Source organism: Pseudomonas sp. Gutcm_11s (assembly GCF_028649395.1).
GTDB lineage: Bacteria > Pseudomonadota > Gammaproteobacteria > Pseudomonadales > Pseudomonadaceae > Aquipseudomonas.
In genome coordinates this window covers 111,432-124,780 of the sequence record NZ_JAQSUW010000018.1, presented here as the reverse complement: position 1 = coordinate 124,780, position 13,349 = coordinate 111,432, and the positions used below count along the sequence as shown (strand labels likewise).

The window sequence follows — 13,349 nt, the reverse complement described above, 5'->3', positions numbered from 1 at the left end:
ACCGAGTCAGACCGGCCAGAACGCGCGAATGCCAGCCACGCCCTGGGCACCGGCCTGCCAGGCGCGCTCGCGCTCCTGCGGACCGACACCACCGAGCAGGAAGGCCGGGATGTTGCTGCCGCGCAGCAGCTCGGCAGCGGCGTCCCAGCCCAGCGGCGCAGCGTCCGGGTGGGTCTGGGTGGCCTGCACCGGCGACAGGGTGACGAAGTCCACGCCCATGCGCGCGGCCAGGGCCAGCTCCTCGGCACTGTGGCAGGAGGCAGCCAGCCAGCGCTGACCGGGGAAGGGCCGGCCATTGGGCGCGTACTTGCGCAGCTGCTCGGCGGTCAGGTGCCAGCCAGCGGCGGGGAAGTCGCCCAGCCACTCCAACGGCCCCTTGAGCATCAGCTGCGCCTTGCCGGCGCACAGGCCCTGGATGTCCACCGCCAGGTCGCGGTACTGCGGGTCGAACATGTTCGGCGCGCGCAGCTGGATCAGCTTGGCACCGGCGGCCAGGGCGGCGCGCACGCCGCGCATCAGTTCGGCCGGCTCCAGGCCCTCGGGCGTTATCAGGTAGGTGTCCGGCAGGCGCGCCGCCGAAACTATGGGTTTGTTGGCGGCGGGGAACTCGTAGTCGAGCAGCTCATGCTCATCGGCCCAGGCCAGTGGCTGGCCCTCGGCGCCATGCGGCTCGCCGGTGAAGGAGGAAACCTCCCAGACATCCAGCAGCACCTGCTTGTCCGGGTAGTCGTGATGCACCTGGATCAGCGGCCGGGCGACGCTGACACGGATGCCCAGCTCCTCTTCCAGCTCGCGGGACAGGGCCAGCTCGACGGCCTCGCCCTCCTCGACCTTGCCACCGGGAAACTCCCACAGGCCACCCTGATGCTTGTCCTGCGGGCGCTTGGCGATCAGCACCCGCCCGTCCGCGCCACGGATCACCGCCGCGGCCACATGCACACGTTTCACCCCTGTACCTCCTCGAGAGCGGCCTGGTACCAGCGACCGAACGCCGGCCATTGATAGATGGTGTCGACATAGGCGGCGGCCGCTTCTGGCAAGGCCACCCGATAGCTGCGCAGGCGCGCCGCCACCGGCGCGAAGAAGGCATCGGCGATGCTGGCGTGGCCGAACAGGAAGGCACCGTCCTGGCCGAAGCGCTGGCGGCAATCGGCCCACAGGCGGCACACGCGATCGATATCGGCCTGCACCTCGGCCGGAATCTCGGCCAGCGCCTGGTCACGCGCCAGGTCCATGGACATGTGGCTGCGCAGGGCCATGAAACCGCTGTGCATTTCGGCGCAGACGCTGCGCGCCAGGGCGCGGGCGTACTGGCCACGCGGCCACAGATGCGCCTCGGGGAAACGCTCGGCCAAGTACTCGGCGATGGCCAGGGAGTCCCACACCGGGCCTTCCTCGGTCAGCAGCACCGGCACCTTGCCGGTCGGCGCGTGGCTCAGCAGCTGGCTGCGGCTGTCCGGCTGGTACAGGCGCACCTTGATCTCTTCGTAGGGCGAACCGGTCAGATCCATGGCCAGCGCGGCGCGCAGCGACCAGGAGGAATAGTTCTTGTCGCCTATCACCAGTTTGAGGGGCATGTGGTTCTCCTAGAGAGGGGGTAGGAGGAGCGTCGCAGGCCTGGCGGCCGCGAGCAATTCCGTGTGCGCATGCCCCCATGAGCGCGGGGAATGGCAACACAGCGGGCCGGGGCAGGACGCCCCGGCCGCGAACCGTCAGGTGCGGTATTCGGCGTTGATCTTCACGTACTCGTGGGACAGGTCGGTGGTCCAGATGGTTTCGCTGCAATCGCCGCGACCCAGCTCGATACGGATGCCGATCTCTGCACGAGCCATCACCGCCGCACCTTGCGTCTCGGTGTAGCTGGCATCGCGGCCGCCCTGGTTGGCGATGCGCACCTCGCCCTGGCGCGAATCGCCGAGGAACACGTCGATCAGGCTCACGTCCAGGTTCGGCACGCCGGCATAGCCCACGGCAGCGAGGATGCGACCCCAGTTGGGATCGGAGGCGAACAGCGCGGTCTTGATCAGCGGCGAGTGGGCCACGGCGTAGGCCACGTCCAGGCACTCCTGATGATTGCCGCCGCCGTTGACCTGCACGGTAACGAACTTGGTGGCGCCCTCGCCGTCACGGACGATGGCCTGGGCCACTTCCATGAACACCTCCAGCACCGCCTGCTTGAGCTTGGCGAACAGCTCGCCGGAAGCCGCGGTGATCTCCGGCAGGGCAGCCTGGCCGGTGGCGATCAGCATGCAGCAGTCGTTGGTCGAGGTGTCGCCGTCGATGGTGATGCGGTTGAACGACTTGTTCGCCGCATCGCGTACCAGGGCCTGCAGCACGTCGCGGGCGACCTTGGCGTCGGTGGCGATGTAGCCGAGCATGGTGGCCATGTTCGGGCGGATCATGCCTGCGCCCTTGCTGATGCCGGTCACGGTGACAGTCACGCCATCGTGCTGGAACTGGCGGCTGGCGCCCTTGGGCAGGGTGTCGGTGGTCATGATGCCGGTGGCGGCCTCGGCCCAGTGGTCCTCGTGCAGATCGTCCAGGGCGGCCTGCAGCGCGCCCTCGATCTTGGCCACCGGCAGCGGCTCGCCGATCACGCCGGTGGAGAACGGCAGCACGGCGTCCTCGGCAACGCCGGTCAATGCGGCCAGCGCGGCGCAGGTGCGGCGGGCGTTGGTCAGGCCATCCGGGCCGGTGCCGGCATTGGCGTTGCCGGTGTTGGTCAGCAGATAGCGCACATCACCTTCCACGCGCTCGCGGGTGACGATCACGGGAGCCGCACAGAAGGCGTTGGTGGTGGTCACGCCAGCCACGCGCGAGCCTTCGGCGCAGCGCATCACCACCACGTCCTTGCGCCCCGGGCGCTTGATGCCGGCGGAGGCGATACCGAGTTCGAAACCGGGAACCGGGTGCAGCTTGGGCAGGGGACCGAGACCGACGGCCATAGGAGCGCTCCTTACTAAGGCAGTGACACAGAAATTGGAAAAACGCCGCGAGCGGCTGAGCCGGTCGCGGCGTTTCTGGTATAGCAGGCTAGGTGCGGTTTAGCCGACCTGGCCGTGGCAATGCTTGTACTTCTTGCCGGAACCGCACGGGCATGGCTCGTTGCGACCAATCTTCGGCTCGCTGCGCACCGGAGCGGCGACAGCCAGTTCGCCCTCTTCCTCGCCTTCTTCGGCACCCGGCATGGACGAGACTTCAGCGTGCTGGAACTGCATGCGCTCGGCCATAGCCTCGGCTTCGCGGCGCAGACGCGCCTCTTCCTCGACCGGGTCTTCGCGGCGTACCTGGACATGCGACAACACACGGATAGTGTCGCGCTTGATCGAGTCGAGCAGGTCCTGGAACAGGGTGAAGGACTCGCGCTTGTATTCCTGCTTGGGGTTCTTCTGTGCGTAGCCGCGCAGGTGGATGCCGTGACGCAGGTGATCCATGGTGGCCAGGTGGTCCTTCCACAGGTCGTCCAGCACGCGCAGCAGCATCTGCTTCTCGAAGGTACGCAGGGCCTCGGCACCGGCCAGGTCTTCCTTCTCGGTGTAGGCGGTGATCAGCTCGGCAAGGATCTTCTCGCGCAGGGTCTCTTCGTACAGCTTGTCGTCTTCGTCCAGCCACTGCTGTACCGGCAGGCGCAGGCCGAAGTCGCTGTACAGCGCATCTTCCAGACCCTTGATGTCCCACTGCTCGGGCAGCGACTGCGGCGGAATGTGGGTATTGACGGTGCTGTTGAGCACTTCTTCGCGGAAGTCGGTGATGGTCTCGCCGATGTTCTCCGCCGCCAGCAGGCTGTTGCGCATGTGGTAGATCACCTTGCGCTGCTCGTTGGCCACGTCGTCGTATTCGAGCAGCTGCTTACGCATGTCGAAGTTGCGGCCCTCGACCTTGCGCTGCGCCTTCTCGATGGCGTTGGTCACCATGCTGTGCTCGATGGCCTCGCCGGACTGCATACCCAGGGCCTTCATGAAGTTCTTCACCCGGTCGGAGGCGAAGATGCGCATCAGGTTGTCTTCCAGCGACAGGTAGAAGCGGCTGGAGCCCGGGTCACCCTGGCGGCCGGCACGACCACGCAGCTGGTTGTCGATACGGCGGGATTCGTGACGCTCGGAGGCGATCACATGCAGGCCACCGGACTCGATCACCTGCTGGTGACGCTTCTGCCAGTCGGCCTTAATCTGGGCAATCTGCTCCTCGCTCGGCGACTCCAGGGCAGCCACCTCGGCCTCCCAGTTGCCACCCAGCAGGATGTCGGTACCACGACCGGCCATGTTGGTGGCCAGGGTCACGGCGCCCGGGCGACCGGCCTGGGCGATGATTTCGGCTTCCTTCTCGTGGTATTTGGCGTTGAGCACCTTGTGCTCGATACCGGCCTGTTCCAGGAGTTTGGAGACGTATTCGGAGGTCTCGATCGAAGCGGTACCGACCAGGATCGGCCGGCCCTGGGCCTGGCATTCCTTCACGTCGGTGATGATCGCTCGGTACTTCTCTTCCTGGGTCAGGTAGACCAGGTCGTTGTAGTCCTTACGCGCAACCTGACGGTGGGTGGGGATAACCACCACGTCCAGGCCGTAGATCTGGCGGAACTCGAAGGCCTCGGTATCGGCGGTACCGGTCATGCCGGACAGCTTGTTGTACAGGCGGAAGTAGTTCTGGAAGGTGGTCGAGGCCAGGGTCTGGCTCTCGGCCTGGATGTTCACGCCTTCCTTGGCCTCGATGGCCTGGTGCAGGCCTTCGGACAGGCGACGGCCCTGCATGGTACGGCCGGTGTGCTCGTCGATCAGGATGACCTGGTCGTTCTGCACGATGTATTCGACGTTGCGGTGGAACAGCTTGTGCGCACGCAGGCCGGCGTAGACGTGGGTCAGCAGGCTCAGGTTGTGCGCGGAGTAGAGGCTCTCGCCCTCGGCCAGCAGGCCACCGGCGGTGAGCAGTTCCTCGATGTACTGGTGGCCGGCTTCATTGAGCTCGACCTGACGGGTCTTCTCGTCGACCTTGTAGTGGCCTTCTTGGGTGACCACGCCTTCCTCTTCCTCGATGTGCTGCTTGAGGCGCGGAATCAGCTTGTTGATCTCCATGTACAGCTTGGAGCTGTCCTCGGCCTGGCCGGAGATGATCAGCGGGGTACGCGCCTCGTCGATGAGGATGGAGTCCACTTCGTCGACCACGGCGAAGTTCAGCTCACGCTGGAACTTGTCTTCCAGACTGAAGGCCATGTTGTCGCGCAGGTAGTCGAAACCGAATTCGTTGTTGGTGCCGTAGGTGATGTCGGAAGCGTAGGCGGCGCGCTTCTCTTCCGGCGGCTGGAACGGGGTGACCACCCCGACGGAAAGACCGAGGAATTCGTACAGCGGGCGCATCCAGTTGGCGTCGCGGCGGGCCAGGTAGTCGTTCACCGTGACCACGTGCACGCCCTTGCCGGACAGTGCGTTGAGGTACACCGCCAGGGTACCCACCAGGGTCTTGCCCTCGCCGGTACGCATCTCGGCGATCTTGCCCTCGTGCAGGGTCATACCACCGATCAGCTGCACATCGAAGTGACGCATGCCCATCACCCGCTTGCCGGCCTCACGGGCCACGGCGAAGGCCTCGGGAAGAATCTGGTCGAGGGTCTCGCCCTTGGCCAGGCGCGCCTTGAACTCTTCGGTCTTGGCCGTCAGCTGCTGGTCAGAAAGTCCGAGTATTTGCTCTTCGAGGGCGTTGATCGCGGTCACTGTCTTGAGCATGCGTTTGACGTCACGCTCGTTCTTGCTTCCAAAGAGTTTCTTCAACAGTGGCGCAAACATATCGACGGATTCTTCCACTCAAGGGGATGGGGGGTGGCCCCGGAGGACCTGCCCGACGGCCTGCTCGGCCGCATGCAAAGGGGGCATTCTACTCGGAAACGTTGGCGAGAAAAGGGCGAACTCCCGCGAGCCTCGCGGATACGCCAAGCGCGCCCGCCAACGCGTCGTTCTTCCTATATGGGGACGGCAACCGACAGCTGCAAGGGGGCTTTGCTAACATGGGCGCACCATCGTCCGAAGCCACCGCCATGAGCCTGCGCCCACCCAAAGCCAAGACCCCCAACGCCCTGCTGCGCGAACACAAGCCACTGCAGGCGTTGTTCAGCGCTGCACAGCGCCTGGGCAAGCTACAGGCCCTGGTGGAGGCACAGCTGGAGCCAGCGGCGCGCGAGCATTGCCAGGTGGCCAGCTGGCATGACGGCTGCCTGTTGCTGCTGACCAGCAACGGCCACTGGGCGACCCGCCTGCACTACCAACAGCGGCGCCTGCAACGCCTGCTGCAGGCACTCCCCGAATTCACCGGGCTGCAGAAGATCCAGGTCAAGGTGCGCCCACCGAACACTCACGCGACCTACCAGACGAACAAGACCGAGCTATCCGAAGCCGCTGCCGACAGCCTGTGCAGCGCTGCCGAAGGCATCGACGACCCCAAGTTGCGCGCAGCCCTCGAACGCCTGGCGCGCAACGCCAAGCGCGATTGAGCTCTCGATTCAGCAGAGACAGGAGCCAGAAAAAAACAGGCCACCCGAGGGTGGCCTGAATACAACAGAAGGGAGGGGTATTGCTTACACGGCCGCAACCGGGCGCATGTAGGAGATCGGCGCGGTGCTGGCGTCGTCGAAGATCACCACTTCCCAAGCATCTTGTTGCTCGATCAGGGTGCGCAGCAGACGATTATTCAGCGCATGGCCCGACTTGAAGCCACGGAATTCGCCGATCAGGCTGTTGCCCAGCAGGTAGAGATCGCCGATGGCGTCGAGGATCTTGTGCTTGACGAATTCGTCCTCATAACGGAGGCCGTCTTCGTTGAGCACGCGGAACTCGTCCACGACGATGGCGTTTTCCACGCTGCCGCCGAGTGCCAGGTTCTGCGAACGCAGGAACTCGATGTCACGCATGAACCCGAAGGTCCGCGCGCGGCTCACTTCCTTGACGAAGGAAGTGCTGGAGAAGTCGACGCTGGCGGTCTGGGTACGACCACGGAACACCGGGTGATCGAAATCGATCTCGAAGCTCACCTTGAAGCCGTCGAAGGGCAGGAAAGTGGCGCGCTTGTCGCCCTCTTCCACAGTCACTTCGCGCAGCACGCGGATGAATTTCTTCGGTGCTTCCTGTTCTTCCAGGCCCGCCGATTGAATCAGGAATACAAAGGGACCGGCACTGCCATCCATGATCGGGACTTCTGACGCCGACAGCTCGACGTAGGCGTTGTCGATGCCCAGGCCTGCCATGGCCGAAAGCAAGTGCTCGACGGTGTCCACCTTGACGTCACCATTGACCAGAGTGGTCGACATGGTGGTCTCACCGACGTTCTCGGCGCGGGCGGGGATCTCCACGACCGGGTCCAGATCGGTGCGACGGAACACGATTCCGGTATCCACTGGGGCTGGCTTGAGGGTCAGGTAAACCTTCTCCCCCGAGTGCAGGCCAACACCGGTGGCGCGAATGATGTTCTTCAGGGTGCGTTGTCTGATCATGGTCTTGGCTGCGCTTGTTGCGAACTGTTTTCAACAATGGGCGGCGATGATAGCAGAACCGCCCTTTGCTGAACACCAATCACCGATATACTCCTGATAGACAGCATCAATCAGCCTGACGACGCAGGAAGGCCGGGATATCCAGATAGTCCAGGTCATCCTGATTGTTCAGCTTGGCTGCGGCGGCACTGCCGGCGAGGCTCTGGCGCTGAACGGTCGGGCGCTCGTAGTCCTTGTAGTTGACGGCCGGTTGCTCGGCGGCACGCGGAGCGGCGCTGATGGTAGCGGCCGGAGTGGCAACGGCAGCGGCTGCGATGGTGTTGTCGACCACCTTGACCGGCTTCTCGATGCGCGCGCCCAGGCCGGTAGCGACCACGGTCACGTGCAGCTCGTCACGCATGTCCGGATCGATCACAGCACCGACCTTGACGGTCGCAGCTTCCGAGGCGAAGGCCTCGATGATCTCGCCCACAGCGGCGTATTCGCCCAGGGACAGGTCCAGACCGGCAGTGATGTTGACCAGGATGCCACGCGCGCCCTGCAGGTTGACGTCTTCCAGCAGCGGGTTGCGGATGGCGGCCTCGGTGGCCTCGCGAGCACGGTTCGGACCGCTGGCGCAGCCGGTACCCATCATGGCCATGCCCATCTCGCCCATCACGGTTTTCACGTCGGCGAAGTCGACGTTCATCAGGCCCGGACGCTGCATGATGTCGGAGATGCCACGCACGGCGCCGGACAGCACGTCGTCAGCCTTGGCGAAGGCGGACAGCAGGCTGGCGTCTTTGCCGAGGATGGTCAGCAGCTTCTCGTTGGGGATGGTGATCAGCGAGTCGACCACGTCGGACAGAGCGCGGATGCCTTCGTCGGCGACCTGCATGCGCTTGCGGCCTTCGAACGGGAACGGACGGGTCACCACGGCAACAGTGAGAATGCCCATTTCCTTCGCCACTTCGGCGATGATCGGCGCTGCACCGGTACCGGTACCGCCACCCATGCCGGTGGTGATGAAGACCATGTCGGCGCCATTCAGCACTTCGGCGATGCGCTCACGGTCTTCCATGGCGGCCTGACGGCCGATTTCCGGGTTGGTACCAGCGCCCAGGCCCTTGGTCACGCCAGGGCCGAGTTGCAGCACGGTACGCGCGCCGACGTTCTTCAGCGCCTGCGCGTCGGTATTGGCGCAGATGAATTCCACGCCTTCGATGTTGTTTTTGATCATGTGGTTGACGGCGTTACCGCCGCCGCCGCCCACGCCGATCACTTTGATAACTGCGCTTTGTGGAGCGTTATCTACTAATTCGAACATTTCCCCTCTCCTTCCTTTTTAGTTATCGCCTACAGCTACCGCGGGTTTCACATCAAAAATTGCCCTGGACCCAGCGTTTAAGCCGTTCCAGTACCGGTGTTTTGGGCTCATCGCCATATTGGATTCCAGGCACGTGGTAGCCGTCGGACTGCTTCCGCAGCCCATACATCAGCAGGCCCACGCCTGTGGAATAGATAGGATTACGCACGACGTCGGTCAGTCCCTTGACGCTGTGGGGTACGCCCAAACGCACCGGCATGTGAAAGATCTCTTCGGCCAGTTCGACGGCGCCTTCCATCTTGGCGGTGCCGCCGGTGAGGACGATCCCAGCCGGAATCATGTCCTCGTAGCCGCTGCGCCGCAGCTCGGCCTGGATGAGGGTGAAGAGCTCGTCGTAACGGGGCTCTACAACCTCGGCCAGAGCTTGACGGGACAGCTCCCGCGGTGGCCGGTCTCCCACACTGGGAACCTTGATGGTTTCCCCTGGACCCGCCAGTTTGGCTAGGGCGCAAGCATACCGAATCTTGATTTCCTCGGCATACTGGGTCGGGGTGCGTAATGCCATTGCAATATCATTGGTGACCTGGTCGCCGGCGATCGGAATCACCGCCGTGTGACGTATCGCACCATCGGCGAAGATGGCGATGTCGGTGGTACCGCCACCGATGTCGACCAGGCACACACCCAGCTCCTTCTCGTCCTCGGTCAGCACCGAGTAGGCGGAAGCCAGCTGTTCCAGAATTATGTCGTCCACTTCCAGGCCGCAGCGGCGCACGCACTTCTCGACGTTCTGCGCGGCGTTGGTGGCGCAGGTGACCACGTGCACCTTGGCCTCCAGGCGCACGCCGGACATGCCGAGCGGCTCGCGCACGCCCTCCTGGTTATCGATCACGTAGTCCTGCGGCAGGGTGTGCAGCACACGCTGGTCGGCCGGAATGGCCACGGCCTGGGCGGCATCAAGCACCCGCTCCAGGTCGGCAGGGCTCACTTCGCGGTCGCGAATGGCGACGATGCCGTGGCTGTTCAGGCTGCGGATGTGGTTGCCGGCGATGCCGACGAAAGCCGAGTGGATGCGACAGCCGGCCATCAGCTGCGCCTCTTCGATGGCGCGCTGGATCGACTGCACGGTGGACTCGATGTTCACCACCACGCCCTTCTTCAGGCCGCGCGACGGGCTGGTACCGATACCGACGATATCCAGGTCGCCATCTGCGGTCACCTCGCCCACCAGCGCCACCACCTTGGAGGTGCCGATGTCCAGGCCGACGATCATCTTGCCGCTCTGCACGCTTGCCATGATCTCTACTGTTCTCCTCGATTCACTGGACGGCGACCGTCGTTTCGGTTGCCGTCGGCGCCACCGGCGCGCGCCAGGCCACGGCCAGGCCGTTGGCGTAGCGCAGGTCGATGCGCGCGATATTCGCGATCTGCTGCTTGAGCACCTTGTCGTGGATGCTGGCGAGCCGGCGCATCTTGTCGACCAGGTGATCCCGGCCCAGGAGGATGTCCACACCCTGGGCGGTACTGATGAACCAGCTGCCGTGCTCGCGCAGCTCCAGGCTGCTGATGGTGAAGCCCAACGGACGCAGCAGCTGGCTGAGCACTTGGTACTGCTGCATCACCTGCTGTTGGGCGCGCTGCGGCCCGGACAGCAGCGGCAGGTGTTCGTAATTGGCGGCCTCGCGCGGGGCGAAGGCACGCCCCTGGTTGTTGAGCAGCGCGCCATCGCCCCAACGGGCCACCGGCAGCTGCTCTTCCAGGGTGATCGATACCTGGTCCGGCCATACGCGGCGTACTTCCGCATGAGCGATCCAGGGCATCTGCTCCAGCTCGGCACGCATGCCGGCCAGGTCGATGGTGAAGAAGCTGGCCGAGGTATAGGGCGCGATGCGCTCCTGCACGGCCTGCTGGCTGATGTAACTCAGCTCGCCCTGCACACTGACGCGGCTGATCGGCCGGTCGGCATACGGCAGCAGACGCTGGGCACCCTCGTAGGTGCCAAGGCCCAGGACCACCAGCAGCAGCGGCCAGCCCAAACGCTTGAAGCCGCTGGCCAGGCCGCCGAGGTCCGGCTTCGGCAAGCGCGCGGCCAGCGGTTCCTTGGCCACCATCCGGCTCGCGCCGCGCGCAGCGATAGGCTGACGCCGAGTGGCGCCTCCTATGGGCTGCGGGTGACGGAGGGTGGCGACCATGGTTTAGCCCCTCGCCTCTACGCTGTCGGCCAGGATCGCCAGCACCAGCTGCTGGAAGTCCAGACCAGCGGCGCGTGCGGCCATTGGTACCAGGCTGTGATCGGTCATGCCCGGCACGGTGTTCACTTCCAGCAGCCAGAACTTGCCGCTGGCGTCCTGCATCACGTCGGCGCGCGCCCAGCCCTGGGTACCCACGGCCTCGCAGGCACGCGCGGTGAGATCCTTCAGCTCCGCCTCTTTCTCGGCCGACAGGCCGCAGGGAACACGATACTGGGTGTCATTGGCCAGGTACTTGGCGTCGTAGTCGTAGAAGGTGTGCGGAGTGCCCAGGCCGATGGGCGGCAGCACTTCGCCACGCAGCATGGCGATGGTGTACTCGGGACCGTCGATCATCTGCTCGACCAGCACCTGCGAGTCGTAGCCACTGGCGTCCTTCCAGGCCGCGATCAGTGCATCGATATCGGCGACCCTGGCCATGCCGATGCTGGAACCTTCGTGGGCCGGTTTGACGAACAGCGGGAAGCCCAGCTCGGCAGCCGCAGCACGGCAGTCCTCTTCGCTGGCCAGGGTGGCATGGGCAGGCGTCGGCAGGCCCAGGCTCAGCCACACGCGCTTGGTGCGCAGCTTGTCCATGGCCAGGGCAGAAGCAAGGATGCCGCTGCCGGTGTAGGGAATGCCGGCGCACTCGAGCAGGCCCTGCATGGAGCCGTCTTCGCCACCGCGCCCGTGCAGCACGATGAAGGCGCGGTCGATCTTCTCGGCAACCAGGCGCTGCAGGAAGTCGTCACCGACGTCGATGCCGAAGGCGTCCACACCGGCGCTCTGCAGGGCTTCCAGCACGGCAGCGCCGGACTTCAGCGACACCGCACGCTCGGCGCTCTTGCCGCCGAACAGCACGGCAACGCGGCCGAAGGCCTTGGGGTCGAGGGTGGAATGCAGGCTCATTTCGACTCACCTTGAACAGCAAACAACGGGTGCTTGATCAGTTGCGGGGCGACGCCGCCGATATCACCGGCGCCCTGGCACAGCAGGATGTCGCCAGCACGCAGCAGCGGCTTGATGATCGGAGCCAGGTCGGCGCCGCGCTCGACGTAGATCGGGTCGAGCTGGCCGCGCTGGCGAATGCTGTGGCACAGGTGACGGCTGTCGGCACCGGGAATCGGCTCTTCGCCGGCCGGGTAGACCTCCATCAGCAGCAGCACGTTGACCTCGCCCAGCACCTGGACGAAGTCGTCATACAGGTCGCGAGTACGGCTGTAGCGGTGCGGCTGGTACAGGATCACCAGGCGGCGCTCCGGCCAGCCGCCGCGCACGGCCTTGATCACCGCGGCCACTTCACGAGGGTGGTGACCGTAGTCGTCGACCAGCATCACGTTGCCGCCGTCCACCGGCAGCTCGCCGTAGACCTGGAAGCGCCGACCCACGCCCTGGAAGCCCGAAAGACCCTGGACGATGGCGGCGTCCTCGATGCCTTCGTCGGTGGCGATGGCGATGGTCGCCAGCGCGTTCAATACGTTGTGGTTGCCCGGCATGTTCACCGACACGTCCAGCGGCTCGCGGCCCGGGCGCAGGGCGGTGAAGAAGGTACGCATGCCTTCCTGGCGCACATTGATGGCACGCACGTCAGCGTCTTCGGCGAAGCCGTAGGTCACGGTCGGACGGGCCACCTGCGGCAGCAGCTCGCGCACCACCGGATCATCCACGCAAAGCACGGCCAAGCCGTAGAACGGCAGGTTGTGCAGGAATTCGATGAAGGTCTTCTTCAGAACATTGAAGTCGCCGCCATAGGTGCTCATGTGGTCGGCGTCGATGTTGGTGACCACCGAGACCATCGGCTGCAGGTGCAGGAAGCTGGCGTCGCTCTCGTCGGCCTCGGCGATCAGGTAACGGCTGCTACCCAGCTGGGCGTTGGTACCAGCGGCGTTCAGGCGGCCGCCGATGACGAAGGTCGGGTCCAGGCCGCCAGCGGCGAATACCGAGGCCAGCAGGCTGGTGGTGGTGGTCTTGCCATGGGTACCGGCCACGGCTACGCCATGGCGGTAGCGCATCAGCTCGGCGAGCATCTCGGCGCGTGGCACCACCGGAATACGGCGCTCCAGGGCAGTGGCGACTTCCGGGTTGGCAGTATTGATCGCGCTGGATACCACCAGCACGTCGGCCTGCTCGGCGTTCTCGGCGCGGTGGCCGATGAAGATGGTGGCGCCGAAGCTTTCCAGGCGCTCGGTCACGGCCGAGGCCTTGAGGTCGGAGCCGGACACTTCGTAGCCGAGGTTCAGCAGCACCTCGGCGATACCGCACATGCCGGCGCCGCCGATACCGACGAAGTGGATGCGGCGGATGCGGCGCATACGGCGGATTTCCGAACGGGCAGCAGCAG

The 13,349-nt window shown here is 65.0% G+C and carries 11 protein-coding genes; 1 reads left to right on the top strand and 10 read right to left on the bottom strand.

Features of this window, described 5'->3' with window-relative positions; all coding sequences use genetic code 11:
- Positions 1–6 precede the first annotated feature (6 nt).
- The 4 genes from PTT45_RS22095 to secA form a co-directional block, all read right to left on the bottom strand.
- Entirely contained in the window at positions 7–948 is a 942-nt protein-coding gene (locus tag PTT45_RS22095; RefSeq protein WP_273816135.1) for a Nudix family hydrolase, read from the bottom strand.
- Positions 945–1,577: a glutathione S-transferase family protein gene (locus PTT45_RS22090; RefSeq protein ID WP_273816134.1), complete on the bottom strand. Its 633-nt coding sequence runs from the start codon at positions 1,575–1,577 to the stop codon at positions 945–947. The genes PTT45_RS22095 and PTT45_RS22090 overlap by 4 nt, the downstream gene beginning before the upstream one ends.
- Before the next feature lie 135 nt (positions 1,578–1,712).
- Complete coding sequence (gene argJ, locus PTT45_RS22085; RefSeq protein WP_273816133.1) at positions 1,713–2,945, bottom strand: bifunctional glutamate N-acetyltransferase/amino-acid acetyltransferase ArgJ; 1,233 nt, start codon at positions 2,943–2,945, stop codon at positions 1,713–1,715.
- 99 nt (positions 2,946–3,044) lie between these two features.
- Positions 3,045–5,777: a preprotein translocase subunit SecA gene (gene secA / locus PTT45_RS22080; protein WP_273816132.1), complete on the bottom strand. Its 2,733-nt coding sequence runs from the start codon at positions 5,775–5,777 to the stop codon at positions 3,045–3,047.
- Between the two features lie 248 nt (positions 5,778–6,025).
- Here secA and PTT45_RS22075 point away from each other — a divergent pair, with 248 nt between their 5' ends.
- Positions 6,026–6,478, top strand: coding sequence for a DUF721 domain-containing protein (locus PTT45_RS22075; protein ID WP_273816131.1), 453 nt, complete (start codon positions 6,026–6,028; stop codon positions 6,476–6,478).
- A gap of 84 nt (positions 6,479–6,562) precedes the next feature.
- Here the strand turns inward: PTT45_RS22075 and lpxC are convergent, their stop codons facing one another.
- From lpxC to murC, 6 genes are all read right to left on the bottom strand, one after another.
- A complete protein-coding gene (gene lpxC, locus PTT45_RS22070; RefSeq protein WP_273816130.1) occupies positions 6,563–7,474 on the bottom strand; it encodes a UDP-3-O-acyl-N-acetylglucosamine deacetylase in 912 nt (303 codons plus the stop codon).
- A 106-nt stretch (positions 7,475–7,580) separates the two neighbouring features.
- Positions 7,581–8,780 (bottom strand): cell division protein FtsZ, encoded by a 1,200-nt coding sequence (ftsZ, locus tag PTT45_RS22065; protein WP_273816129.1) that lies wholly within the window; start codon positions 8,778–8,780, stop codon positions 7,581–7,583.
- A 52-nt stretch (positions 8,781–8,832) separates the two neighbouring features.
- Positions 8,833–10,077 (bottom strand): cell division protein FtsA, encoded by a 1,245-nt coding sequence (gene ftsA / locus PTT45_RS22060; protein WP_273816128.1) that lies wholly within the window; start codon positions 10,075–10,077, stop codon positions 8,833–8,835.
- A 22-nt stretch (positions 10,078–10,099) separates the two neighbouring features.
- The gene (locus PTT45_RS22055) at positions 10,100–10,972 is read right to left on the bottom strand and encodes a cell division protein FtsQ/DivIB (protein ID WP_273816127.1); all 873 of its coding nucleotides are present in this window, start codon (positions 10,970–10,972) and stop codon (positions 10,100–10,102) included.
- Positions 10,973–10,975: 3 nt separating this feature from the next.
- On the bottom strand, positions 10,976–11,917 hold the full coding sequence (locus tag PTT45_RS22050) for a D-alanine--D-alanine ligase (RefSeq protein WP_273816126.1): 942 nt from the start codon (positions 11,915–11,917) through the stop codon (positions 10,976–10,978).
- On the bottom strand, positions 11,914–13,320 hold the full coding sequence (murC, locus tag PTT45_RS22045; protein ID WP_273816165.1) for a UDP-N-acetylmuramate--L-alanine ligase: 1,407 nt from the start codon (positions 13,318–13,320) through the stop codon (positions 11,914–11,916). Before murC ends, PTT45_RS22050 begins: the two co-directional genes overlap by 4 nt.
- Positions 13,321–13,349 lie beyond the last annotated feature (29 nt).